Source organism: Pseudarthrobacter sp. HLT1-3 (genome assembly GCF_059383535.1).
The window spans coordinates 17,639-42,387 of sequence record NZ_JBWZCJ010000016.1; the positions used below are offsets into that span (position 1 = coordinate 17,639).

At 60.9% G+C, this 24,749-nt stretch carries 20 protein-coding genes and 1 tRNA gene; 13 read left to right on the top strand and 8 right to left on the bottom strand.

Translation table 11 applies throughout. The annotated features are described in order from the left end of the window. Positions 1-44: 44 nt before the first annotated feature. Positions 45-737, bottom strand: a complete 693-nt coding sequence (locus AC50X9_RS14135; protein WP_494894388.1) for a DUF6994 family protein — start codon at positions 735-737, stop codon at positions 45-47. A gap of 276 nt (positions 738-1,013) precedes the next feature. On the opposite strand from AC50X9_RS14135, the gene AC50X9_RS14140 reads away from it, so the two are divergent. The 3 genes from AC50X9_RS14140 to AC50X9_RS14150 all read left to right on the top strand — a co-directional run bounded on the left by AC50X9_RS14140 (position 1,014) and on the right by AC50X9_RS14150 (position 2,009). Next, entirely contained in the window at positions 1,014-1,265 is a 252-nt protein-coding gene (locus AC50X9_RS14140) for a helix-turn-helix domain-containing protein (RefSeq protein ID WP_494894389.1), read from the top strand. A gap of 112 nt (positions 1,266-1,377) precedes the next feature. Beyond that, entirely contained in the window at positions 1,378-1,578 is a 201-nt protein-coding gene (locus AC50X9_RS14145) for a hypothetical protein (RefSeq protein WP_494894390.1), read from the top strand. Positions 1,579-1,724: 146 nt separating this feature from the next. After that, positions 1,725-2,009 (top strand): hypothetical protein, encoded by a 285-nt coding sequence (locus AC50X9_RS14150; RefSeq protein ID WP_494894391.1) that lies wholly within the window; start codon positions 1,725-1,727, stop codon positions 2,007-2,009. Here the strand turns inward: AC50X9_RS14150 and AC50X9_RS14155 are convergent. The 3 genes from AC50X9_RS14155 to AC50X9_RS14165 all read right to left on the bottom strand — a co-directional run bounded on the left by AC50X9_RS14155 (position 2,006) and on the right by AC50X9_RS14165 (position 3,981). Next, positions 2,006-2,239, bottom strand: a complete 234-nt coding sequence (locus tag AC50X9_RS14155) for a hypothetical protein (protein WP_494894392.1) — start codon at positions 2,237-2,239, stop codon at positions 2,006-2,008. The genes AC50X9_RS14150 and AC50X9_RS14155 overlap by 4 nt on opposite strands. A gap of 84 nt (positions 2,240-2,323) precedes the next feature. Further along, entirely contained in the window at positions 2,324-3,133 is an 810-nt protein-coding gene (locus AC50X9_RS14160) for a BRCT domain-containing protein (RefSeq protein ID WP_494894393.1), read from the bottom strand. 131 nt (positions 3,134-3,264) lie between these two features. Beyond that, complete coding sequence (locus AC50X9_RS14165; protein WP_494894394.1) at positions 3,265-3,981, bottom strand: DUF6994 family protein; 717 nt, start codon at positions 3,979-3,981, stop codon at positions 3,265-3,267. A gap of 110 nt (positions 3,982-4,091) precedes the next feature. On the opposite strand from AC50X9_RS14165, the gene AC50X9_RS14170 reads away from it, so the two are divergent. From AC50X9_RS14170 to AC50X9_RS14190, 5 genes are all read left to right on the top strand, one after another. Next, the gene (locus AC50X9_RS14170) at positions 4,092-4,754 is read left to right on the top strand and encodes a recombinase family protein (protein ID WP_494894395.1); all 663 of its coding nucleotides are present in this window, start codon (positions 4,092-4,094) and stop codon (positions 4,752-4,754) included. A 73-nt stretch (positions 4,755-4,827) separates the two neighbouring features. Next, positions 4,828-5,013 carry a hypothetical protein gene (locus tag AC50X9_RS14175; protein ID WP_494894396.1) on the top strand — a complete coding sequence of 62 codons (186 nt, stop codon included), beginning with the start codon at positions 4,828-4,830 and terminating at the stop codon, positions 5,011-5,013. Positions 5,014-5,643: 630 nt separating this feature from the next. After that, entirely contained in the window at positions 5,644-8,334 is a 2,691-nt protein-coding gene (locus AC50X9_RS14180) for a DNA methyltransferase (RefSeq protein WP_494894397.1), read from the top strand. Positions 8,335-8,339: 5 nt separating this feature from the next. After that, a complete protein-coding gene (locus AC50X9_RS14185) occupies positions 8,340-10,316 on the top strand; it encodes a DEAD/DEAH box helicase (protein WP_494894398.1) in 1,977 nt (658 codons plus the stop codon). Next, positions 10,313-11,506, top strand: coding sequence for a GIY-YIG nuclease family protein (locus AC50X9_RS14190; RefSeq protein ID WP_494894399.1), 1,194 nt, complete (start codon positions 10,313-10,315; stop codon positions 11,504-11,506). Before AC50X9_RS14185 ends, AC50X9_RS14190 begins: the two co-directional genes overlap by 4 nt. Before the next feature lie 152 nt (positions 11,507-11,658). On the opposite strand, the gene AC50X9_RS14195 is transcribed toward AC50X9_RS14190, so the two are convergent. Continuing rightward, entirely contained in the window at positions 11,659-12,768 is a 1,110-nt protein-coding gene (locus AC50X9_RS14195; RefSeq protein ID WP_494894400.1) for a hypothetical protein, read from the bottom strand. Positions 12,769-12,980: 212 nt separating this feature from the next. Then, positions 12,981-13,802, bottom strand: coding sequence for a hypothetical protein (locus AC50X9_RS14200; RefSeq protein WP_494894401.1), 822 nt, complete (start codon positions 13,800-13,802; stop codon positions 12,981-12,983). A 2,227-nt stretch (positions 13,803-16,029) separates the two neighbouring features. On the opposite strand from AC50X9_RS14200, the gene AC50X9_RS14205 reads away from it, so the two are divergent. From AC50X9_RS14205 to AC50X9_RS14225, 5 genes are all read left to right on the top strand, one after another. After that, positions 16,030-16,527 (top strand): HNH endonuclease, encoded by a 498-nt coding sequence (locus AC50X9_RS14205; RefSeq protein WP_494894467.1) that lies wholly within the window; start codon positions 16,030-16,032, stop codon positions 16,525-16,527. Between the two features lie 532 nt (positions 16,528-17,059). After that, positions 17,060-17,221: a hypothetical protein gene (locus tag AC50X9_RS14210; protein ID WP_494894402.1), complete on the top strand. Its 162-nt coding sequence runs from the start codon at positions 17,060-17,062 to the stop codon at positions 17,219-17,221. Between the two features lie 80 nt (positions 17,222-17,301). Then, positions 17,302-17,685: a hypothetical protein gene (locus AC50X9_RS14215; RefSeq protein WP_494894403.1), complete on the top strand. Its 384-nt coding sequence runs from the start codon at positions 17,302-17,304 to the stop codon at positions 17,683-17,685. Between the two features lie 98 nt (positions 17,686-17,783). Continuing rightward, positions 17,784-17,857: transfer RNA gene (locus AC50X9_RS14220), tRNA-OTHER, on the top strand. 368 nt (positions 17,858-18,225) lie between these two features. Next, positions 18,226-18,924, top strand: coding sequence for a restriction endonuclease (locus AC50X9_RS14225; protein WP_494894404.1), 699 nt, complete (start codon positions 18,226-18,228; stop codon positions 18,922-18,924). A 1,578-nt stretch (positions 18,925-20,502) separates the two neighbouring features. Here AC50X9_RS14225 and mobF read toward each other — a convergent pair. Both mobF and AC50X9_RS14235 read right to left on the bottom strand, forming a co-directional pair. After that, entirely contained in the window at positions 20,503-24,072 is a 3,570-nt protein-coding gene (gene mobF, locus AC50X9_RS14230) for a MobF family relaxase (RefSeq protein WP_494894405.1), read from the bottom strand. Next, the gene (locus AC50X9_RS14235) at positions 24,069-24,383 is read right to left on the bottom strand and encodes a hypothetical protein (RefSeq protein ID WP_494894406.1); all 315 of its coding nucleotides are present in this window, start codon (positions 24,381-24,383) and stop codon (positions 24,069-24,071) included. The genes mobF and AC50X9_RS14235 overlap by 4 nt, the downstream gene beginning before the upstream one ends. Between the last annotated feature and the right edge of the window lie 366 nt (positions 24,384-24,749).

Here is a 24,749-nt window from a genome sequence, read left to right on the forward strand (position 1 = left end):
TGCGTAGTGGTCTGTAGTCATCAAAAGTGAATTCGTGGGCAGCCCTAGGGTTCGGCGTCGATCCTCTGATTTCGCGCGGTGATGAAGTCGTTTTTGTGCCGCAGATACTCGAGGTACTGGTCTTCGTCCTGCGGGACGGCCGGCGTCGTAAAGTTCTTGAAATCATGGAAGTACTTGATGGTCACGCCGTCCTCCTCTACGAGGTCCTGCAGCAGGAAGAACTTGACGTACCCATCGAAGGTCCCGAAGAGGGCGAAGAATTTCTCATATCTGTTCAGGACATCTGAGAGAGGGTTCGGCTCAATATGAAGGTAATGGCGCCGGATGCACTCCAAGGTTAGGTCGAACCGGTCAGAGATCTTCCGGTTGAAGCCGCGCTCCTGGTTGATTACCTGCTGTCCGCCGATCTGGATACCAGGGAACACCAGAGCGCTCCCGGCCGTGTAACCGCGGTACCGTGGGATCTTATTCTCCGGGATGCTTCTTATGAGTCTGGCCGCCTGCTTTTTCAGCCTGGTGGTGATGGCATCGCTGGATAGGCGAAACTCACCCAACTGGGATCGGTGGGCGAGGTACGACTTCGGTTCGGGTGCCAAGCTAAAAAATTCGCCCGAGGGCAGCTCCTTGCTCCACAGCAGCTGGTGATGCCGCCGCAGGGTCGGACTGTACCTGTCCGGGTCCTTCCCGGGTGGAGTGTCCGAGTGATAGTCGAAGGACGTATCGACGCCGGTGGTCATGCTGTTCTTCCGTGACGAGTGGCTGCAAGTTCGGCGAGGTCGCGGATGCGCCTGGCTGGCACAGGAGCCTGTGTGACTCGTGCTTCCTCCCCAGACGGGATACTGCTCGTGCTCATGTGTCCCCCAGACGTAGTCGTTGTGCCTTGGGAACACTCTAGGAAGTCAGGAGGAAGCGGGGAAGGGAATCGGTCAATCCTCGGGATCTCTTGTGTCGATCCTGAGCTGAACCCGCTGGGACTCCGAAATTGGAGGCTAATCCGCGCATAGGATGATCCGGTGACCGACGAACCGAAGAAGCTGCGCTTCCTGACCATCGCCCAGACGGCCGAAGAGCTGAACGTGAACCAGAACCAGATCCGAGCGCTGCTCAGGACAGGGGAGCTTCGCGGAATCCAGCTCGGTGGGAGGGGCATCTGGCGCATCGGGGCCAGCGACATCGAGGACTTCATCGCCGAGGCGTACCGGCGCACCGCAGAAAGGATCGCTGCTGGCGAGCTCAAGGACGAAGGAGAATCCGAGCCCGAGTAGCTCCTGCAAAAGCTCCGCAGCATATGGCATGATCAGTCCAGCAAGACCGCTATGAAGATGGCGACTGTAGGCGGGTGTGAACCGTTCGGTCAACCGAACGAAGGACCCCGCAATGGCCTGTCAGAAAAACCCGTACCCAAACCAGTACCTGGCCCTGCGCGCTCTGGACGCAATCCTGGCCGTGGGGAAGCCCGGCAAGCAGCCGGTCCGCGCCTACCCGTGCCATGAATGCCACTGCTGGCACCTGACCTCGAAGAGGCTCACCGGCAAGGTGCCGAAATGGGAGCAGAAGCTCTCGTTGACGGCTCGTTGATCAGGAGCCCCCGCCGCGGCCTCAGCTCCAGCGAATGCAGGTGACTTTTCGTTGATGGCTACCTTGGATAGCGCCCTCCGTCCCGTCTTGAGGAAACGCGAGACCGGCTCCACAAGACTGTCGGCGGCCGGGCGCACCATGGAGTTATGACGGCTCCAACTGTTGAGGCGGCGATCCATGAACTGATGGATCTTGCCTGGAATGTTGTCTACGACCTGCTCGAGCAGCGGGGCCTGCTTGGCGACGGGTTGTTCGTCGAGGAGTACACCGGAATCCATTCCTGGGTGGAAGAGCTCACCCGCTACACCGTCGTTCACTCCCGGACGGTCGCGGTCCTTTTCGTCGACACCCGGCCCATGGACGCCATCGACTTCCATCACGACCTCCTCGGTGCAGACGACCCGAAGAGCTTCTTCACGCTCAAGGGCTAGGCGCAGCGGGCGCCGTAGTATCCCCGCTCGCCCAGTCCCTTACGGTCGGCCAGGGCGGCGACGGCGTCCGCGGCGAACGTGGTTGTGCCGGCTACGTCCAGGCAGGGTGGGAAGCTCAGGGATGCGGTGAGGGTAATGGCGGGGAGGTCCGGGACGCTCTCCTCGGGTGTGGTCGCTGGCGGTTCCGGGTTTCCGCCAATTGCCTTACGAAGCCAGTTGCCAAGTCCCACTGATTCCCCTTCAGGTCGCGTTCGGCTAAGCGCCGCGGCATGACTCTACCAAGGCAGAGGGCCCACGTACCTCTCCTCCGGTAGTCAGAAAACACCAGGGAAGAACGGACCCCACGTCAGGATGATGCTGTGTTCGGCGCACAGTGGCTTCCAGTGGGCTGCATCCCGAGGTTTCGCTTCAAGGACTAGGAATTGCTTCGGCTGGAAGCCACGGCCCGTCAGCCGGTGTCCGTAGTCCAGTACCTGCCCGAGCCCGTGCCTGACCTGGAAGGCCTCGTTCCCTTCGGTGATGCTCTTGACCTCGGCCACGCCGATGGTGCCGTCTTCGCGCTCCCAAGCCAGGTCAAAGTTGCAGGTCTTGTCGAAAGGGGACAGCGGCGTGAGCCCATGCAGCCCGATCAGCTCCGCGAGTTTGTCCTGTGTAGCCGAATGTGCTTTGAGGCCCCGTTCCATGATGTCCGGGTCCCGGTAGTGCTCACCGTCCCCCTGCAGCGGGCCGGCAAAAGCGCCAGGCCGGTATGGGGCGCCAACCACTCCGCCTTCGGTGGCCTTGGCTCGGGCAGGGGCATCGGGCACGTTGGGCTTGAGTGCTGGGGCAGCAAGACTAGAGCGAAGACCGAAAAAGCCCTCGGCGTCAATGATCTTGATGTGGTGGCCCGCCCGTTGCATCTCCGCAACCTGCTTTTCCTTCTTGCCATAGCTTCCGTATTTCCATCGCCCGCTGTAACCCCGGACCAAGACGTCTGTGCTGTACTTGGCGACATCGTCCTTAACGCGAGACGCTCCTAGGAGGTTGACCGCAATGTCTGTCAACGCTGCCTCGCTGTAGTCCGGAATCGCGCCCGTGAAGACCACTTCCTTGCCCCTCAGGTCGTAGACCCATTCGCTCGTCATGGAGTGATCAAAGCGGTACGCAGGGGAGGGCGCAAGCGGGCAGATTCAGATAGGGGTATGTTACGTGGCGCAGCCATCTAGTGACTGAAGGCGCTCGGGAGCCTGTGTCGTTGCAGTCAGTCCGGCCGTCATTAGTCACCGCTCTGCATCTCTGCATTGATCCTGGCGTTGCGTGCGCGGATAAAGCTGTTGCTCTTAGCCAGGTACTTCAGGTATTCCTTATCGTCCTGCGGGACAGCCGGGGTCTTGAAGTTATCGAAGTCATGGAAGTAGTCGATGGTCCCGTCAGCTTTCAGAAGGTCCTGCAGCAGGAAAAAGTCGACGTACCCTTTGAAATCGCAGAACAGGTCGAAGAATTCTTTGTATCTGTCCAAGACCTTTTCGAGGGGACTCCACTCCTGGCGGCCGTCGTAGTAGCGCTTGATGCATTCCAGGGTCAGGTCGAAGCGGTCAGCGATCTTGCCGTTGAGTCCGCGGGCACCGTTGATGGTCATCTTCCCGTCGACTCTGTTGCCCGGGAACACGATGGAGCTTCCGACCGTGTAGCCGGGCCACTCTGGCAGGTCCTTTGGCGAGATGTTCCTGATGATGCGCGCCGCCCGCTTCCGCAGTCTGGTGGTGATAGCGTCGCCAGCCATGAAGAAGACACCGTTCGAGGACCTGTGCACAAGGTACGCCTTGGGTTCCGGAGCCAGATCGAAACGGCCGTTTCCGCAGGGCAGCTCCTTGCTCCACAGCTTTCGGTGGTAGTCCTTCAGGGTCGGGCTGTACTTGTCAGGGTCTTTCCCTTTGGCATCCGAGTTGACGTTAAAGGTCGTGTCAATGCATTTCGGCTTCTCATGGTCCATCAGGTGCCCCCCTGCTCGTCTGGTTCCGCGGTCACTACGTGGCAGGAGCGTCGGGCCGAACCAGCCTGGCCCGCGGCCGGATTGCTCTCCTGCGTCGCATTGAGACAACGATGAAACTTGGATACGCCCGCATCTCCACCACCGACCAGGACGCGTCCATGCAGGTCGAGGCCCTCATCTCGGCCGGGGTTGACCCGAACAAGATCTTCACCGACGAGCTGTCGGGTTCGAGGGAGGCGAAGGAGCGCCCCGGCATGAAGGCCCTGATGGAGTACGCCCGCGAGGATGACGACATCTATTTCTGGCGCCTGGACCGGGTCGGCCGTTCCGTCATCGACGTGCTGAACACCGTGAACGACTTCACCTCCCGCGGCATCAGACTGCACTCGATCATGGATTCTTTGGACCCGACCAGCGTCCAGGGCAAGATGCAGCTGGCCATCATGGCGACCCTCGCCGAGTACGAGCGGGAGCTCATCAACGAACGGGTCCGCGCCGGGGTGATCAGCGCCCAGAAACGCGGCGTCCGGTTCGGCCCGGCCCCGATGGAGGAGGCGATCGCCCGGGACCGGGTGAAGACCGCCCGCGAGCTGATGGCGGAGGGCAAAACAGCCGAGCACGCCGCCAAGACCGTCGGGTGGTCCAAGGCCACCCTCTACCGGTACATGAAAACCTACGACGGGGCACCGCCGGAGAAGGGGAAGGTCAACCCGAAGCGCACCACGGGCCGGTCCCGCTACGTCCGCGGCGAAGCTCTGCCGGCCAGGGACTGACACTCCACAGCACGGCGTGGCCAGAGCCTCCGCATGGTGCTTCCCAAGAGACTGCACCGACAAGGGGACATCGATGGACGTTTTAGATCTGGCCGGCAGCGAGGCCGCTGTGGACACCGGCATACCCTTCGTCTACAACCCCTGGAAGATGAAGGAGATCCGGCGCCTGTACGTGAACCTCCCCGACGGCACGAAGGTCGGCGACCTCGACCTGGCCAGGAGGAGGGGGAATTGCAGCGGCGGGCGGCCGAACCTTTAGTGCGGCCCTTCCTTGCATGTTAGACAGCGGCCGGGGGTAAGTATGCCTTCTTCGAAAGCGTGTGGAAACATCGGCGCGTGCCCCCAAGCGGTCTCCTTGCAGGCTTGTCCGTCGGAACATCTCCCACAGCATGCATGTGCGAGGTCGTTGCTCAGATCGCGGTTCAGGTGCTTCAGGCAGCCGTAGTGACTACATGTCCAATGTCCAACCATTGTCATTGCAGGTTCTCCAGTTAGCTTGGGTGCCCAGAAAAAAAGCTGGACTGCTTACGAGCGCTATCGTCCAGTCTCTCATTGCTTCAGAACCTGCACGGGCCCTTGGGGAGGACACAGCCTAACTTCGAGTTAGGCTTCGGTGTGGCATCTGCCGTCGGGTCCCGATAACTGCGCTTATTGGGGCATGGATAACGACTGCCCTCGCGTGACGCGCTGGACGAAAAACAACCGCCCCAGAGTCCCGGATAAAATCACGAGAAGGTAGTGCGTTCCCGCCCTGCTACGTAAGGAGTAACAACGTGTGTGAACCGTGGTCGAATGCCGTCGGTGTTTCAGCCTGCCCCAGAGGCAAGCGCCTAATCACCAAGAGCCCGGCGGGCCATGATCGGATCACGTTCACGAAGGAAACTCGTTCATGGTGAAGCTCAACCTGAAAGCCGTCGAGGAACGTGTTGCCCCGCTCGGGGGCCGTGAATCCTACGATCGCGAGTTCATTTTCAGCCTGCTTCTGGCCTACGGCAAGCCCCAGGGCAACGTGACTAGGTTGCGCAATGGCTCACTCAACGTTGCCCACGACCCGTCCACTGAGGTCGCGCAGAAGAACGTCGCCTACTTCAAGGAGACGACCGGTGATCCTCTCGCGGTCATCGACGAATTGAAGACTTCACCGTTGGTCGTCCGGTACAACACCCGCTTCGTGATCGTCACCGACTACACGGAACTGCTCGCCATCGACACGAAGACCGGCGAGAACCTGATGATCCCGATCCGGGACATCCACCAGCACTTCACATTCTTCCTGCCCTGGGCCGGCATGGAGAAAGCTCAATATGTCGCGGAAGCACACGCGGACGTCAAAGCTGCCGAGCGGATGGGCAAACTGTTCGACGAGCTGCTCGTGGCGAACCCCGAAATGTTCGACATGGCGCACGGACGCCATGCGCTCAACGTCTTCTTCACCAGGCTCCTGTTCTGCTTCTTCGCCGAAGACACCGGCATCTTCGAGGAGGGAGCGTTCACCAACGCAGTCGGCTCCCATACCCAGCCCGACGGTTCAGACGTTGCTGAGTTCCTCACTGAGGTCTTCAGGGCCCTGGATACTGAAGACGCCGGCAAAAAACCTGTGCACCTGGCGCAGTTTCCGTACGTCAACGGCCGGCTGTTCACGATGGCACCAGAGCATGTGGTACCGCGGTTCACAAAAAGGGCCCGCGACCTGCTGATTGAGTCGGGCACACTGATCTGGCGCGACATCAACCCGGACATTTTCGGTTCGATGTTCCAGGCGATCGTCACGCCGGGCAAGCGCAGCGACCTGGGTCAGCACTACACATCGGTGCCAAACATCCTCAGAACTATCGAGCCGCTGTTCCTGGATGATTTGAAGGAACAGCTCGATGCCGGGTTCGATTCAGTCAAGAAGCTTGAGGCACTGCTCGATCGCATCAGCGCGATCAAGGTTTTCGACCCTGCTTGTGGGTCCGGCAACTTCCTCATCATTGCCTATAAAGAACTGCGCCGTCTGGAGCACGCGATCCTGGAGCGATTGTTTGAGATCGATCCGAAGCATCAGGTGCTGTACGCCGAGTCGAAGATCAACATCGAGAACTTCTACGGGCTGGAGATCGACGATTTTGCCGTCGAGGTGGCGATTCTCTCCCTCTGGATTGCCAAGCACCAGATGAACGCTGAGTTCAAGGACAAGTTCAACCTCTCGATCCCGCTGATCCCGCTCAAGGAGACCGGCCAGATCCTGGCGGGCAACGCCACACGTGTCGACTGGAACTCTGTCTGCCCAAACGACGGCCGGGCTGAGATCTACCTCATCGGAAATCCGCCCTATGCGGGTGCCAAGACCCAAGCGAAAGAACAGAAGGCAGACTACGAATTTGTCTTCGGCCGACGCCCTTACTCGAAGAACCTGGACTACATCGCACTCTGGTTCGTCAAGGGTGCGGACTATATCGAGGGCAGCCGAGCCGAGCTCGCGTTCGTCACCACTAATTCGGTCTCCCAGGGTGAGCACGTGGGCCTGATGTTCCCGATAATCTTCGCCAAAGACATCGAGATCGGCTTCGCCTACACATCTTTCAAGTGGGAGAACAACGCCAAGCGCAACGCCGGCGTCACCGTCGCCGTCATCGGGCTCAGGATGACGCGATCAGGACCGAAGTACATCTACACCGACGATCTCCAGATCGCCGCGAATAACATCAACGGATACCTTGCAGACGGCGACAGCGTGTTTGTTGAGAAGCGAACGAAGCCGCTGTCAAACTTGCCTGCGATGTCCTTCGGGAGCATGCCGAACGACAATGGAGCTCTCATCCTGACTGTCGCCGAAAGGGAACGACTGCTTGCTGCGTCACCTGAGGCTAGCAAGTGGGTAAAAAAGTTTCTAGGCGCGAGCGAGTTCATCGCCGGTACCGACCGATACGTCCTCTGGATCGACAGCCCCGCTCTCAATGCTGCCCTCTCCGTTCCTGAGATCGCTGCTCGCGTCCAGCGAGTCCGCGAACATCGTTCGAAGAGCAATCGGGCCGCGACGGCAAAACTCGCTGGCATTTCACATCGGTTCGGAGAAGTGCGATACAAGCCTACTGACTCGATCATCGTCCCCAAGGTTTCATCTGCTAGGCGCGCGTACATTCCGATCGGCTATATGGATCCGGAGACAGTTATCTCTGATCTCGCTTTTGCCGTATACGACGCCCAGCCGTGGGTGTTCGCGCTGCTGACGTCTGCGATGCAAATGGCATGGACCCGCGCGGTCGGAGGTCAAATGAAAACAGACTATCGCTACTCGAACACGATCGTTTACAACAACTTCCCAGTCCCGCCGCTCACGGAGGCGGTGAAGGAGAAGCTCACGCTTGTGGCGCTCCGGGTGCTTGACGTGCGCGAGTACCACTGCGAGCAGACCCTGGCGGAGCTCTACGATCCGGACCTGATGCCTGAGGATCTTCGACTGGCTCACGTAGCCGTCGACGATTTGGTGGATTCGATCTACTCCAAGCGCGGCTACGAGACTGATGAACAAAGATTGTCGGACCTCTTTGCTATGTATGAGGCATTAACAGCAGCAGAATCTGCAAAGGGGAACTAGAAGAAGTGAACAAGCCGATAAACATCGTCGACGTGACCTATGCCCGCACCAAGGCATCGGTCAACACCGATGCCATGGGGATGCGCGAGATGCAACAGCGCGTTTTTGCCAAGCGCGACGCCGAGCACCTGCTGGTCAAGGCACCCCCTGCGTCGGGTAAATCTCGTGCGCTCATGTTTGTTGCGCTCGACAAGCTCTATAACCAGGGCCGAAAAAAGGTCATCGTCGCTGTCCCCGAGCGATCGATCGGAGCCTCCTTCTCTTCGACGAAGCTCACGTCGAACGGGTTTTTCGCAGATTGGGAAATTAAGGACGAGCACAACCTCTGTGACCCCGGTTCCTCGCAGGGGAAGGTTAAAGCGTTCATAGACTTTCTTGAAGGCTCCGACGCCACGCTGGTTTGCACGCATGCGACGCTGCGGTTCGCCTTTGAGAAGCTCGCACCTGAAGCCTTCAACGGCACCGTGCTGGCGATTGATGAGTTCCACCATGTCTCCGCTGATACTGAAGCCAACCGCCTCGGCGCGCTCCTGCGTGACGTCATGAACGGCTCGGACGTGCACATCGTCGCGATGACAGGTTCGTACTTCCGCGGAGACTCAGTGCCCGTGCTGTCTGCGGAGGACGAAGCACAGTTCATGCCGGTCACGTTCAACTACTACGACCAGCTCAACGGCTACGAGTACTTGCACTCGCTCGGCATCGGGCATCACTTCTACCAGGGCCGCTATACCGATGCGATAGGTGAGGTCCTGCACCTGGACAAGAAGACGATCGTGCATATTCCGAACGTCAACTCGGGCGAGTCCACCAAGGACAAGATCGAAGAAGTCGGGTTCATTATCGATGCGATCGGCCACGTCGAAGCCACTGACCCCGATACCGGAATCATCAGCATTCGCCACAAAGACACCGGTGAGATTCTTCGGGTGGCCGACCTCGTGGATGACACTGACCAGAAAAAACGTGCTGACACGCTCCACTATCTCTCCCATGTCGCCTCGAAAGAGCGCGACGCTGTGGACATCATCATCGCCCTGGGCATGGCGAAGGAGGGCTTCGACTGGCCTTTTGCCGAGCACGCCCTGACCGTTGGGTACCGTGCCTCGCTGACCGAGGTCATCCAGATCATCGGCCGCGTTACCCGCGACAGCCCCGGCAAGGAGCATGCCCAGTTCACGAACCTGATCGCTGAGCCCGACGCCTCTCAGGGTGAGGTGAAGGTCTCGGTGAACAACATGCTGAAGGCCATTACGGCATCGTTGCTTATGGAGCAGGTACTCGCACAGAATTTCACCTTCAAAACTAAGAAGTTCGATGGTGACGACTCGAAGATCCCCGGTCAGCTGAAGATCAAGGGCTTCAAGGAGCCCTCGACGGAGCGTGTCAGGCAGATCGTCGAGACGGACCTGAACGACCTGAAAGCTACGATCTTGCAAGACGATACCTTCGCACGCGCAGCAGCGGGCTCGATCGACGCAGAGACCGCCAACAAGGTCCTGATCCCTAAGATCATCCGGGAAAAGTACCCGGACCTCACCGACTCGCAGGTCGAGGAGGTTCGGCAGCAGGTCGTCGTGGACTCGGTGGTCAAGAACGGTGAGGTTCGCGAAGTCGGAGACAAACGGTTCATCAAGATGGCCGAGAAGTTCGTCAACATCGACGAACTCACCATCAACCTCATCGACTCGGTGAACCCCTTCCAGCGCGCCTTCGAGGTCATGTCCAAGTCGGTGACTCCCTCGGTACTCCGGATCATCCAGGACCAGATCACGGCCACCCGTGTCGAGTTCACCGAGGAAGAGGCGCTGGCACTCGTTCCCCGGATCAAGAACTGGATCAAGGTCAACGGTCGGCGACCGGACTCGCGGGCAGAGGACCCGGCCGAGAAACGGTACGCGGACGCGCTGCTGTGGCTCCAGCGGGCCAAGCAGAAGCTCGAAGCCCGAAAGCGCGCGACTGAAATGGTGACGGACGAATGAGCGAGAACGACGACATCTTCGAGGCGGTACCGTCCTCCCTGCAGGACCTCATCGATAACGACCTCGACGGGCTGCTCGACGCGCCCGAGAGACCCAAGAAGATAACCTCGTCCGACCGGCTCGAGCGTGCGTTCCTGGAGATCGTGGAGTTCCGCCGGACGCACGGGCGCCTGCCGAGCTCGGCGACGCGGGAGATCGCCGAGCGGAAGCTCGGGGCCCGTCTCGAGGGCATCCTGGCCAACGACGAGAAGATCGCGGCGCTCCGACACCTCGACACGGAGTTCGAGCTGCTTACCGTAGAGGCAGCGCCCGAGTCACTGGATGAGCTTCTCGAGAGCGATGACCTGGACGATCTATTGGGCGACGAGAGCGGCATCCTCGACGTGTCGGATCTGCCCGTGATCAAGCGTCCCGAGTCTCCGGATTCAGTGGCACAGCGCGTGAAGTCCGAGGACTTCGACCTGTTTGAGCCGCTGTTCAAAACGAAGCACGCCGAGCTGGCCGATGGCACGTACAAGTTGATGCCCTTCACTGGCATGGATCTCATCCGCGAGGGTGTGTTCTTCGTGCTGAGCGGCGTCATGTGCTTCGTGGCTGAGGTCGGCGAGGACGTGGACCTGGTCGTCGGGGGCAGGCCCAGGCAGAAGCAGCGCCTGCGCGTCGTGTTCGAGAACGGCACTGAGTCGGCGATGTACAAGCAGAGCCTCATGACCCGCATGTACGAGGCGCAGGGCCAGGTCCTGGCGCGAACAGGCCACGATGCCACCGAAGTCCTCGACGCCGATATGGAGAGCGGTCACATCTACGTGCTGCAGTCGCTCAGCGAGGATCCTGTTGTCGCGGGGATGAAGGACCTCCACAAGATCGGCTTCTCCACCACCAACGTCGAGACCCGCATCAAAAACGCGGCGAATTCGCCGACCTACCTGATGGCGCCCGTGAAGGTGCTGGCGGACTACCGGCTCTACAACGTGCGTGCGTCGTGGCTGGAGCACCTCTTGCACCGCGTGTTCGCCGAGGTGCGTCTTAACCTGACGCAGGTCGACCGGAAGGGCCGCGACTACGACCCCTCGGAGTGGTTCGTGGTGCCATTGGAGACCATCAACATGGCCATCGCGATGATCATGTCCGGCGAGATCACCGATTATGTCTACGATGCTCAGCTCAAGAAGCTCGTGGAACGCAAATAAGCTGAGTTCAGGATGGGACATCTTGCATGTCATGACTCACCTCTGGGCCCGATTCTTCTACGAAGGGAATTCGAGGTCCACTGCTGAACCTCGAGCGCCAACGCTTCTTGAACGTCAACGCGTGGGAAGTAATGACCGCGTTTGCCTCGGCATCAACAGGATTGAGTCGCCTCGGGTTCGCGAACGCTTAGATACGTCAATGTCGCATCGATCAATTCAGTCAGGTCCCGGGCCGAGGCGCGTTCGAAGTCGATGTCGACAATGGCCTGAAAGCGAAGTGCTCCGTCACCGAAGAAGCCCGGGGTGACGGTCCTTCGGTTGTTCGTCTTCCTGCCCTCGAGAGGGGCACCCTTCATCCCGTGGACGATGATCTGCTCCCAGTCACCCTTGGCCTCAGGACGGCTCCGCTTGTCTCGGCTCAGGAGCCCCGCGAGGTCTGGCTGCACTGTCCTCAGATGGGCATGGAGGCTCGCGAAAGCGATGTCGGTATCCATGCTAATTGCCAGATCATAGGCGGCACGGCGCACTTCTTCATCCTCGACGTTGTCTGGTGGCCGAGGGTCAAAATCCACGCCGAACCGTAGTTCGCCGCCGGGCTTTGTTTCCCACCAGCGGACCTCAGCCATGAAACAGCGGTCATCTCCCTCGCCACGAATCCGTGTCCATCCCTGGATGATGGGCAGTCCGCCTCCGCTTGTCACACCTGCCCAGGCCATGCGGCCGCGCTCCTTCAACTCGTGCGCGATCTGACGGGTCACGACACGTGCCAGGAACTTCTGGTTCAGAGCGCTCAAAGGCAGCCAGTTTTCTTTGGATCTTACTTCGAACACCGCCGAGATCATCTCGTCCCAGGTGCATAGCACGCTGGCGGCCTCACTCGCCAAGCCGCGGGCCAGTTCGTCGGCGGACAACTCCCAACGGCGGACGAGGTCGCTCAGGCTGAGGAAGCTCCATCGCCCGGCGCTGTTTCTTAGCCTAAGCTTGTCCGAGGCCAAAGCGGCCAAGTAGAGGTCGGGGCAGGAAGTGAGCGCTTCGTACTTCTTCTGCTGTTGATCGCTCATCAAGTGTCCAAGCTTCACCTCGACCACCGCTGATCGTGAGCCGGAAGTGAGCAATAGGTCAGCGTTGTTGGCTTTCCGCACCTCGCGGGAGACCTCGTCCGGCACGAAACCGACGAGTTCGGCCCATGGCGATGCGTCGCGGTCGCTCAGGAATTGAATAAGATCGGATATGCTCGTCTCTTGCGCCAGAAGACGGCCCAAGCCTCTGTTCCGGACCCAAGGTGCGACAGATTTCCCCATAGGGTTAGCATGACCCACGCGTCGCAGGATTTGCTGGCACGACACCTCCGCCAAGCACGCTTCGCATCACCAGCCAACGCAAGTGAGACCAGAGCATGCTCTCAGTTCCAGACCATTTCCTCGAACCTGCCCGACTCGCAACCGCGCAATAACCCTTGCAACCGGGCTGTGACTTAGGCCTGGTCCTTCGCCCACCACAGAAATTCGGCAGCATGCTGCTGGTGGCGGAAGCCGTCACCCAGAAGTGCACGCAGCAAATCATTGCTCCACAGGATCAGGCGTCCTTTAGTCCAGGTGGTCGTCTCAGGGGCGGGCAGTTCGAGGCCCCAGAGGGATCGGGCGATTTCTCGTTTACCAGCCAAACCGGTGTACATGAGGATTGTCAGGTACTCCTTGGGATAGACGATGCAGAGGACCTTCGTGAGCAGGGATTCCTTGAAACCCTTCATCGCATTAGGTGTAGCGTCGTTGATGAGCGCAGTAAGGCGGTCCTCCAAAGCAGATGGCGAAGTGCCGCGAAGCAGGTATTCGATTGTCCTGCGAACTTGTGCAGCCGCGGCGTGAGCGCCCATTTCATTCCAGGCTTCATTGAAGACAGACATGTTTCCCGGATTCGCGCCGACGTTGGAATTGGCGAAGTCCTTCAGATTCTGCGGGTTCGCCTTCGGCAGGCCTTCGGCGCTGAACACCTGCTGGTATTTGCTCCAGTAAGGGGCAACGTTCGGCACAGGTTCAGGTTCACGCCGTAGAAACTCAGCCTTGAGTTCATTGGCCCGTGCCAATTTCACCGGATCGACATCCCCGGGCTTAGGGAACTGCTCCTTGATCTCCTCCAAAGTAGGGAGCGGTCGCGTCTGCCGGGCCGCCTCACCGCGGAGCCACTCGTCCCCGCAGTTTGTGCACTTGACCTTCTTCTGCGTCCCGGTCAACCGTTCCACGAGCTCCACGTGCTCGTCTGTCTGGCAGTTGGCGCACTCGAGGAGATCAATTGCCATGGGGACTTGCCTTCCGGAGACGAGGAGATATGTGCGCAACCCAAACGTTAGCAGTGACTGCTCCGCCCAGCGTGGCAGCAAGGGCAACGGCCGTGCCTGCAAAAGTTGTCTCACGTCGTTGCAAGGGTAGATTCCCTCGGGACAGCCAGTGAAATAGGGGAGCATCCTTCACTCGTCAATTGGAGACTCGTCATCCTACACACGATTTTTCTAGCTGGCCTGCGCCGCGCTCTCGGAAATTCAAACGGCGACTGACGCTAAGAGAAGTAAAACTTCCAACTTAAAGTGGAACACTCTGATGGTGTCTTACCCGTGGCCGGCGCTACGGATGGGAGCCTGGTGGCCCACGGCGAAAGCAGCCCCCAATGACCTGGTAGCCCTGGGATGGAACCGTGTGGCCGGCGGCCACCGCCGGACTCTGCCAGACGGTTCAAGATCAGCGGCTGGCTCACTCGGGAGCAGGGGCAGGTCATCGGGGCACCCCAGCTATACGACGCCATCGGCTTACTCGCCGGGCTCAAGCATGAACCGGTTCAGACCGCCCTGCTGACCCGGATCCGTGATCCACCCTTCGTGGGCCTGCGGCGATAACCCTCTGACCTTCCGCAACTGGCTCCTGTCCCTAGCCCAGTCAGCCGGTGTTGACCCAGTTCAGCTGGGAGTTCAGCCGCGGTCCATGAGCCGGTCGAGGAAGGCTCTGGCGCTGGCTGGAATTGACCCTCTGGCCCAGCCAAGTAAAGGGGACACCAACCTAAACGACCGGCTCAGGGAATGGGCCCGGAGCGCCGGGGCCTTCGAGGACGCAGCACAAGCCAAAGAGGCCTACGACGCGTCGGCCGCGGAGCGCACCGAAGAGCTCTCCATGACCGGTCCATCCCTGCCCAGGCGAAAAAGGATGCAGAGGCGTTCTTCGGGTCGGCCGCGAACATCCCCGCTGCCGACGATTCACGCGATCGGATGAACACATGGCTTCAGGGTGCGACGGGCGTGATGGGTCGGAAGGTCTTGGCAGATGCCCAGGCCAAGGCCGTGTTCCGGGAGCTCGAGGCGCGGTTCAAGGCCCGCCAGCCTAACCTCATCGAAGGGGACACCACCGACGTGCTGGACGCTAGCTCTCCTATGCCTCATCCCCCGAAGACTGGAAGATCCAATCCACAATCTCTCTCACTTCAGTCGTCCTCTGGGTCCAGTCCGGCGGGAGCCTCGGCCAGGGGGTCGGGAGTCACGAGCCAGCGTCAGATCCCAGGGACGCCTGTGGACTCAATAACGCCGTCCCGAGCCATATTGGAGAGCTCTTTTGGTGGCTGTGGTGAGATCGGCCTTGCCATCAACTCCACCGTTACCTCGGTGATACTCCTGGACCGCTGCGATCAACTCAGACCGTCGAAACAGGGGCTTGGGCAGCACTGTTGGAGCGAGTTTTGCAACAACCTTCGGTGTTAACGGGAGGTCTGCGTAATGGTAGCTTTCGCCCTGTTCCAAGTCGGTCATGTTCCGTGCCCCCTGCGATCGCTTCTGATGCGTTGATGCTACTGGGCCTGTCAGACCTTTGTCCGCCAGTCGGTGGGAGGCTGGACGTGAAGGGGACATCACCTGATACATTCAGCGCAACCAAGCGGAGGGGGACCACGTGGCGCACCAGCGTATCTATAAGCCATGCGAGCAGTGCGGTGAATCCTTCACCATGAAAGGGAAGCAGACGCTGGCACGTCAAAAGCTTGCCCGGTTCTGCTCCGTCGCCTGCCGTAGTGCCGCCGGCCGCCGTGACGTCGTCTGCGAGCATTGCGGCACCACCTTCAACCTCAAGGCCAGTCTGGCTATAGGCCGGCACTTCTGCAGCCGGGTCTGCATGCTCGCAGCCTGGGGCTGCGCTGTCTGTTCGAAGATCAGACCTGAGGAGCGTCGCGCAGCAGATGACCCTCATTGCTCAGATCGCTGTACTCTTAACCTTCAGCTCGAGCAGCTGAAGGCGGAATCGGGGGAGTCGCTAGCGCCATGTGGCGTGTGCCGGCGCATCCTGCCGGAGGAGCAGTTCACGCGAGAACGGAAGAACCGCAACGGACTCTCCAACGACTGCAAGGAGTGCAGCCGGAGATACTACGAGGAAAACAAGGGCGCCTACCAGCGCCGCCGCTACCAGTACCAGGCGGCGCCTGGCGGGATCATGGTCGACTTCACGCCGGCCCAGAGAGAGGCGCGGTTCGCGCTCTGGGGCGGGCACTGCTGGATGTGCGGGATCGCTGACGCGACCGAAGAGGACCACGTAAAGCCAATTTCGAAGGGTGGGTCCCATTGCCTGTCCAACCTTCGGCCCATTTGCAAGAGGTGTAACACGACGAAACGGGGTGCTTGGCCGTTGCCCCCCGAGTCGCTTCCTGCCAACTTCCGACACCCCTCGCCCCGTGAAGGAAGTGCCCGTGACGAAGTTACTGAGCGCCAGCCTCGCGTCTATTGGACCTGCCCCCAGTGCCGCCGGACAGATCTGATCCGAGCCTGCGACGCCAGGAACCGCAAGCACTGCTCGCGTGAATGTTCGCATGCGGCCCGCGCAGGTGGAACGGTCGACAGGATCTGCCAGAACTCGCTGTGCGCGAAGACCTATACATTGCCGGACCAGAAGTGGAAGCAAATCCGGAAGTTCTGCTCGATCGAGTGCGCTTGGCTTGCTCGTGACCGGCCGGCGCATTGGAGGGGTGTCTCCGAAGGCCAGCTCACTCTCTTTTGAGGGAGGGGCAAGAAACCCGGGCTCAACCGGACTTCAGGACTTCTCCGGAAGCTATTGAGCCGTCTCGGGGGATGATCTCGCGTCGGTGGCAGTCAGTTGGGAATGGTTATCCTGCGAGAGCCAGGCGATCGCTTCGGATTCTTCGATAAGGTACCGGCTGAGTGTCGCGGATAACTGGTTGACGGCAGTAAGCACCCTGCCGCATGGTCGAGGCCACGACGGCGGTATGGCTGGAACATGCGTCATCGATGAGCAACTGCCTGGCTTCCGGGTGATCCGCTCCAGCGGTCCGACACACCAATAACGGGCGCTTGCCCTAGGGGCGGACTTGCGGGTACATCGGCACTTTCGGTCCGACACCAGACAGGCGGCCGGGGCACGACGTCCGAGAATCTGTTTGGGATCCTGGCCTGTCTGGCTGGCGAGGCCTGCGTGTTGCCTGCGGCGATCATCCGTTCACCTGTTTTGTCGCTCCAGGTGGCCCAGTCGGCCGAGTTCGCGGTGGGGTGGCCCGGCAAGTAACCCCTGTCGGGTGACCATTCCGAGGGCCTTCAGCGTCTGGAGTTCGCCCTGCGTCTCGATGCCTTCGGCCACAACGGTTGCGTCGGTCCGTTGCGCGAACAACCTCGGCGGCAAGACCTTCGGGATCAAGGACCGGTACATCTCGGTTGACGCCTTCGTCGCAGGTCTCTGACCGCAGGAAGTACCTGAGCCTCAAGAGCGGAGCGCATGTACTGGTACGATCGCCCAAACCGAACTCCATGGGGGATATGAATGAGCAATCTGGGCGCCTACCAGGACGTGGTGACGATGATCAAAAAACTTGGCGGACCCCGTGTGGCCCTGCCTGTAGTTATCGCCACCAGCTATGCCGTCGGACGCGGCCTTGAAGCGGGGGTCAAGAAGACCGTCAAGGAGATCAGGAAACGGAACGCCCCCTGTGCCACCAAGGACCGAATCTTCACGGTCGTAGCTGAAGGGCAGGCCGACGAGGGCCCGAGGCTCCGGACAGGCGATAAGTACCGGGTTCTGGAATGCGACGGGGATGCGGTCCTCATCGAAGTGCTGGAGGATCCCAACAACCCGTACTTCGTGTCGGGTAAATTCCTTGCGACAATTTCGGGCTTCCCGGCCGAAGGGCCAGGCCAGGACGAATAGGCGCAGGATCCCGGATCACGAGAAGCCGCATCGGCGATATTCTCATTTTCCGTCCACTTTGAGAAAAGCGGAGGACGGGTGCCTGCCGCTCCGCTTTTCGGGATGTAGCGCAGTTTGGTGACGCATCTGGCTGGGGGCAGAGGGGCCGCAGGTTCAAATTCTGTCATCCTAAAGCTAGGGCGTAACAACCCTCGGGCGTTGGTGTCGTCTGATGAAGTCCAACGCGTGGGAGGCTTTGACGTTCTCCATGGACAGGTAAGGGGTGGAATTATCCTCTTTGTCGTACTGCCTTTGGACGAGCAGGTTTCCACCCGGGGGCCAGGCTGACGTAGTAGCCAAAAGACTGAGTACCGATACCTCAACGCTCTTTGGAGCCGAGAACCACTTCGGATCAGCCGCCGTCGGTACAGTTTTTTAGCTCAGTTGGTAGAGCGTTTGGCGCTGATTACCGGGCGGCAGAGCTACTGCCTCTAGCCCCACTCCGTATCCCGTCCTGCCCGCCGTTTCAGCAAGCTGCGCGCCATCGGGCAGGATGATTCCATGACTTCAACTGACGACGAGCACGAGCTCGATCCCCAATCCGGACCGGCATGGAAACGGTACGAGATGGACATACAGGAAGCCCTCAATGAGATGGACGACTCGGAAGTCGCCCACAACGTGACCATGAAGGGTGCGCTCAGCGAGGTCGACCGCCAGATCGACGTGCTTATCGAGCGCCAGGTCACCGGTTCATCCATTCGAATTGCGGTGGAATGCAAGCACTACCGGAAGCCACTAGGCATCGGAAAGATAGATGAATTCGCGGGCAAGCTTGCCGACCTTCAGGTAGAGCGGGGTATTCTGTATGCCCTAAACGGACTTACGTCAGGTGCTCGAGCGCGGGCTAAGCGAGCATTCCCCATCATCGAGGTTAGAGACCTCGGTGTGTCTGCGCCGCCACCTTTGCCGTGGGCTGAGTACGTCGAGACTGCCTTGAAGTTTGGTGATTGTGGGAACCCGAACTGCCCTGCCGGAGACGTTAACTGGTCAGATTGGGAACAGGCGGAGGGAGGACCTGTATCCGCCGGTCAGTGCCCGATGTGCGGCTACTGGAATGTCGAGTGCTATTGCGGTGAAGTTACCTGCTTTGTGTTCCATGAGGACACATGCGTCTGCTGCGGCAGGATACTCACCCTGATAGAGAGTAACGACGGAGGCATTGAAGCCGTCACTGTGGAAGGCGATGCTGAAGACTAAGCAGCCTCCACAGGGCCAACAGCAACGGATCTCTGTTGTCGGGAGCGGAAAGGGCTGTGAAGGAGCGCCTCCGGTAGCCCGGCGGACAGCCGACACATATCCTCCTGGTACCCGAACGTCCCGACATCCCAACCCTCCTCGTGTTCAGAATCATTCCAGGCGACGGGATGTCGAGCGTTGCCAGGATCCTTTGGAAATCATCTGGCGACTCGCCGCAGTCGTGGCGTCTTCGCTGTCCCTGGTCGGGCTCGGCGAGGTCATCTGGGCCCGCGGGCGCCGGCAGAGGGGGGTAGGGCGCGGCAGGTTGGTTGTGGGGGAGCGGGGCAGGTTTTCCGGAGGCGGCTTCACTGGCACCGCTGAAACAACCGCAACGGGGGCGGCTGTTCAATTGTCTGAATCTCGACCGCCGCTTTGGACAGGGACGTTCTTTACAGACTATCCAGTACCTCGTCTCCTGAGGGTTCAGCCGGAGCGAGGCGATGGGCGCCGGGAACATGACGATGAGCTGCATTCCCGTCGAGCGAATGCAGCCCCTTGTCTCGATCATTTGAGGCTAACCCCTGGTATCACCCGAACTGTGGCGCTGCGGGGAGCTGCCGGGCGGCGAGGTCTCGTAGAACCATGGAGCAGGCGCTTGGCACTGGCTGGATGATTTCGGCGAGGCCTGCTGCAAATGTAGTTTTGTCCTACATCCAGTCCGTCATGGAGACTGCCTCACACGAAAGTTCTTGCTTTGGGGCCAACCACGCCAAGCTTTAAGGTAGCGACGAATCTGGCATTCTGGCGCTGGTCGCCGCCCACAGTCGGCCGCTGCTGGACGGTTCATACTCAACGGCTGAGGTACACGTCGTGGTTGCACTACCCATGATGGCGTCACCAAAGTCTTCACCTCCCGCTGCCGGCCGTTCGCCACATATCCTGGCCCATACATGCAGTGCGCTTCTGCTCAGTGGGACCCTCAGTGCTGAGCGCGAGGAGAATCTTGACGTCTCAAGCTCAACCGGCCGCCCCGGGGGTTGCGCTGGGGCCTTGACCGAGCCTCGCTGTCCGGTGCCCAGGCAAGGGAATGTGAAGCCGGTATGTAATAAGTTGCCGGCCATGGCGCTCCTGGCCTGATTTGTGCGGGGTCCGGTGAAATTAGCAGAACGGAGCCGGGCCAGATCGGCTCCGGCAGGGCCTCGATCCATGCTGGCTGAACGTGGTCGAAGCGGTTCCACTTGATGGTGATCCAGGAGCCTGTGGGTTCAAGAGCGTCCACGCTCAGAACCGTGACCTCTGCCGTCGTGCCACTGCTTCGCTTCAAATCGTTGAAGTGATCCCACTTTTCGGTAGCCCCAGCCATCCATGAACGCCGCCGGCGTCCTCGGACCAACCAGACCGCCCCGGCGACAGCGGCCGCGGGGAGTGCCATAGCCGCGGTTAGGAGCAAGGATAAGTTATCAGGTGCGTTGGCGGCCGCAGCACCGACGAGATAGACGACCCACGCAGCGATTGCCACGCTGCTCAGGATCAAAGCAGGTGTCGCTAGCTTCGGCTTCAGGGCTGGGTTTGCATCCATGGACTACCTTCTCGACCAGTTTAGATTTGCCAGCCGACATTGATAAGCCGGTCTCCCCACGTAGTCGGGCCATCAAGCAACTTCGACGCAGGCCTGTAACTGGCAGACGATAGAGCGGATTGGTCAACAAGGCGGGCGATCGTTGCGCGCTGCTCCTCTAGTTCCCAGTCGTATGAGTCAGGAACTGGTCCCAAGGGGAGGGGGGAGTCATCGATACCCCACCGGTCCCTATGGATAGCGACTTGGCGAATGACTTCCGTCGCATGCTCTGGAAGACTATTGGGACCCAAGGTCGCCCTGAGCACCCGTTTCCATTCGGTGTCACGCATCATGGCGTCGCGGGCTACACGGGTCATTCGCTGCTGGATCCGGTCCTGAACTTGGTTGATCGTGTCGGCCAGATCGGGACGAGAGGTGCGGACCGGTGCAGCCAGGGCATCACTTCCTGCTGCGGGCACCCTGGACAGAAATTGACGGAGTCGGGAGTGGACGACAGCCGCCATATCTCGAGCCGACGCTTCTATTTGCAGGGTAGCGATGACAACCTGTTGCGTGCTTGGACGGCTAACGCCAGTGGCCTGGCGCCACGCTGCGACAGTCGCGCCCCACGATGGTGATTGCTGGAGTTCAGCGGCCATGCGCGGCGAGTGAACATCAAGGAACTTCACCAGGTCCTCGGCGGCTGCGATTTGTGCGAGGTAGTCGTATTCAGCACTGAGCTGCCCCAGACTATCGGCCTTCGACTGCTCGGCGTCGCGGACTTCGTGGGCCGTACGTTCGGCTCCCTCGGCGGCAAGGACCTCACCAAGTATCTGGCGCCACGAGGACGGCAAGGCGGGATCCGGAGGGTCGTCGTCCAAAGGATCGTTTTCGCTGACATATGCGTGGTTTCCCGTTCGTCCGCGGGTCATGCTCACGTACAGCAGTTCACGGGTGAGCCGGCCCTGGGTGACGACGGTGTGTCCGGTGTCCACGGTGATTCCCTGCGAGCGGTGGGCCGTCGTCGCATATCCCAGCTCAACCGAGGCCTCAACATACTCCCGGCCAAGAGCAACCATGGCGCCAGTGTCCCGGCGCACCGCCGTCAGCGATCCGTCGCGCCTGCTAGTACGGACAACGTCGAGCATGGTCCCGTTCCGGATGAAGTCACCGCTGCTGTCGGTGATGGCGCGGTCATTGTGGCGGGCAATGACGGTGTCGCCGGCGCCGGCCCTCGATCCGTCGATGAGCGGCACCATGTCTTCCGCGTCCACGGAACCTTGGAGAACACGGTCAGCCTGGGCACGCTGGTTGAGCATGCTGACCGTGTCATTGTCGGCCGCGATGAGAATGGACGACTTGCCGTCTAGGAGGTCCGATTTCCAGCTCAGATAGGCTTCGTCGACCATATCGACGAACGAGCCGTGGTGGATACGTTGGTGCCGGTCATAGTCAGCGATGGCCGCGAAGTCGCCCGCACGGAGCTTGAGCGATGCGTCCTGCTCCCACTGCTGTTCGAACCGCCAAATCGTGCTCAGCCGCACCGTTTTGCCTTGCCGGTCGAGCCAGCCGAGCGTACCGCCGGCATCAATGGCATCCAATTGCCCTGGGTCGCCCACCAGCAGCACCTTGGCCCCGGCGTCCCGGGCCTGCTGTATCAGCGCAGACAGCTGAAGGGTGGAGACCATGGAGGCCTCGTCGACGACGACCAGCTGTTTCGGATGGAAACGCCACCTGTCCTGTTCGGCGGCGAGCCGGGCGGCTCTCTGAGCGAACCGAAGGGGCAGGGGGCCGGGAGTAGCACCGACAGTGAGCTGTTGCTCCATGTCGAAGAAGTGTGCAGCCCGTTTGCCGGCTCCCTGGCCGACCGACTCGTAGAGCCATTTCGCGACGTTTTCCGTGGCCAGTGCCAGCTCTCGCCCGAGGACCTCGGCGCTCGCAGCAGCCGGCGCCAGCCCGACGACGGTACCGGCCCCGAATTCTGCCTCCCAGGCTGCCTTAATCGCGCCGAGCGTGGTGGTCTTGCCGGTGCCGGCGGGACCGACGACGGCGTCGAGCCGGTTGCCGCTGAGCAGGACATGGGCCGCCGCGGAGCGCTGGTCGCTGTGGAGTTCGAGCCGACCGCGGTGTTTGTAGCCGGCGAGCGATTCCATGGTGACCGCCGCGCTCACGGCCGGGCTGCCGTCGTCGTTCCTGGCCGCCATGACGACATCCTCATTGGTGAGGGTCGCCGTGTCTGTGTAGAGCCGGGAGCCGTGGAAATCGAAGATGCTTCGGTGTGCGAAGCGGAGGTCGGGCTGCGCGTCAACGGGGACGGTGTAGCGGTACTCGTTGAGTGGAACTGACTGGTTTTCTGCGGCGGTGGCAACGGCATCGATCATGGTGTTGCGGTCCGCCGGCGTGTTGCAGCGGATGTCGGCGCAGACCCGTTCGGCTTCCGCGAGGAGGTTCCACCGGTTCCAGGTGGCGCGTTTCTCCGCGACGCGCTCACGGGTCAGTGAGCCGACAGCGTCAATCCAGTTAGCTGTGAAGTCACCAGTGCGGTACGGGGCGGCGTGTGAGCGCCGCACGGTGTTCGCGAGAACGAGGCTGGGCTCGAAGCCTTTGGCTGCTGCGCGGGCCTGCCACTGTGCGGAGAGCTGATGGAGTGCCTCGGCGGTTTCCGGTTTGGCGCTGCGGGTTGAAAGCGTTGCCTGCTGGCGGAGTTTGATGGTGGTTGTTGCGGTGGGCGGAGTGTCGTGGCTGGCGGTCCATTCGGCGACGAGGCGGTCGGTTTCCAAGTCGATGAGGCGGGAGCGGTTGGAGAATTCGCGGATCAGCACCTGGTCGACGCCGGTGAGTTGCTGGCTGGGGTTGTGCGTGTCCGCGGCTGGCTCGCGGATGTCTGCGTCGGTGCCGAGATTCCGGTGGAGTGCGTCGAAGAGGAGACCGTTGTAGTGTTCGCTGGCAGCGACAGCTGCCTTGTAGAGCGTCCGCGAATCCAGAGTGACCCACGCACCGTCGGTGATGCGCTGTACCCGGTTGGCGATGACCAGGTGGGTGTGCAGCTGCGGATCCCCGGCACGGGACTCCCAATGGTCGAAGGCGGCAGCGATGGCGCCGCGGGTGCCGAGGTGGGCGACGCCGTTGCGGCCGGCCCGCGTGTGGACGACCGATTCTTCGAGCCACCGCAGGGTGGCGTTGACGGCGTCGTGGTGCGTCTGGAGGATCTGGTCCTGTAGAGCGCGGGGGCTCAGGGCCCAGAGGACGGACACGGATTTGGGAACGCTGAACGTGAGGTCGAAACCGACGACGGCGTGACGCGTTTCGGTTCGGCCCTGGCTGTTCTGGACGACCGTGGGTTGGCCGTGAGGACGCCCCAGGGGAGCGCCGGTGTCCGGGTGGACTGCGTGGTCGAAAAGAGCTTTGGCGTCGGATTCCGTGACGACGTCTCCGCTGGTCCGGCTGATTCCTTCCAGGCCGGAACCAAACCAGCGACCCTGCGGCGTGCCCGCTTTCATGTAGTACGTGGTGGCATCTGCCGGCGTGGCCGTCAGATCGTCCAACATGGTGGTCTTGAAAAGGTACTTCAGGCCCGACTGGGCGGACAGCCGGGCGATGGACATGGTCATTGCTTCGATGCCTCCCGATGGCGGCTGGGGGATGTCCACCCTCGCCGGCGGAATACGGCTTTCGTGGTGTCGTCTATTTCAAGGCCGGTGGCCTGGGATAGAGCCAGCAGCTTGCCAGCCAGGCGGACCAAGTCCTGGGCGTCAGTTCTCTGAGCGGTCTGCAGGCTGGCGACGTCGGCGCGGAGGTTCTTGGTCAGGGTTCGTTGGTCCACGTTTTCCGCAGCCAAGTGGTCGATGACTGCGGCTTGGGATCGGAGCTGGACACGGAGTGAGTCGAGGAGTTGGCTGCTCTTCGCGAGGGCTGCAGACAAGGTGGCCTCGGCGTTGTGCTGGCGTGCCCCTGAGGCAGAAGCTTTGACGCGTGGATTCGGCGTAGCGAGCGCGGCGGGAGCCGGTGACGCCCCCTTTGCCCTTTGCCGCCGTCGACGATCACGCTGTCGGTTGGCGCAGCGCGTAGAGCAGAAGCGCTGCGACATGCGCGACGGCTCGAAGCTCTCGCCGCATTCACCGCATATCTTTCCGCTCACAGTCGTTCATCAACGTCGGCGCACCCTGCGACATGACTTGCCGTGAGTAAGAGCTCACGGCGACTGCCTTGGATGCCAGAGGTGTGAAGGTGGTGCGAAGGTGGTGCGGTTTTGTGCTCTGGACATGTCCAGAGCACGGGCGTTCAATGG

Coding starts and splice junctions, on each gene's coding strand:
- AC50X9_RS14135 (WP_494894388.1), bottom strand. CDS start 737: ATGACCACCGGCGTCGATACGTCCTTCGACTATCACTCGGACACTCCA.
- AC50X9_RS14145 (WP_494894390.1), top strand. CDS start 1,378: ATGGCCTGTCAGAAAAACCCGTACCCAAACCAGTACCTGGCCCTGCGC.
- AC50X9_RS14150 (WP_494894391.1), top strand. CDS start 1,725: ATGACGGCTCCAACTGTTGAGGCGGCGATCCATGAACTGATGGATCTT.
- AC50X9_RS14160 (WP_494894393.1), bottom strand. CDS start 3,133: ATGACGAGCGAATGGGTCTACGACCTGAGGGGCAAGGAAGTGGTCTTC.
- AC50X9_RS14165 (WP_494894394.1), bottom strand. CDS start 3,981: ATGGACCATGAGAAGCCGAAATGCATTGACACGACCTTTAACGTCAAC.
- AC50X9_RS14170 (WP_494894395.1), top strand. CDS start 4,092: ATGAAACTTGGATACGCCCGCATCTCCACCACCGACCAGGACGCGTCC.
- AC50X9_RS14175 (WP_494894396.1), top strand. CDS start 4,828: ATGGACGTTTTAGATCTGGCCGGCAGCGAGGCCGCTGTGGACACCGGC.
- AC50X9_RS14180 (WP_494894397.1), top strand. CDS start 5,644: ATGGTGAAGCTCAACCTGAAAGCCGTCGAGGAACGTGTTGCCCCGCTC.
- AC50X9_RS14190 (WP_494894399.1), top strand. CDS start 10,313: ATGAGCGAGAACGACGACATCTTCGAGGCGGTACCGTCCTCCCTGCAG.
- AC50X9_RS14200 (WP_494894401.1), bottom strand. CDS start 13,802: ATGGCAATTGATCTCCTCGAGTGCGCCAACTGCCAGACAGACGAGCAC.
- AC50X9_RS14205 (WP_494894467.1), top strand. CDS start 16,030: ATGTGCGGGATCGCTGACGCGACCGAAGAGGACCACGTAAAGCCAATT.
- AC50X9_RS14215 (WP_494894403.1), top strand. CDS start 17,302: ATGAGCAATCTGGGCGCCTACCAGGACGTGGTGACGATGATCAAAAAA.
- AC50X9_RS14225 (WP_494894404.1), top strand. CDS start 18,226: ATGACTTCAACTGACGACGAGCACGAGCTCGATCCCCAATCCGGACCG.
- mobF (WP_494894405.1), bottom strand. CDS start 24,072: ATGACCATGTCCATCGCCCGGCTGTCCGCCCAGTCGGGCCTGAAGTAC.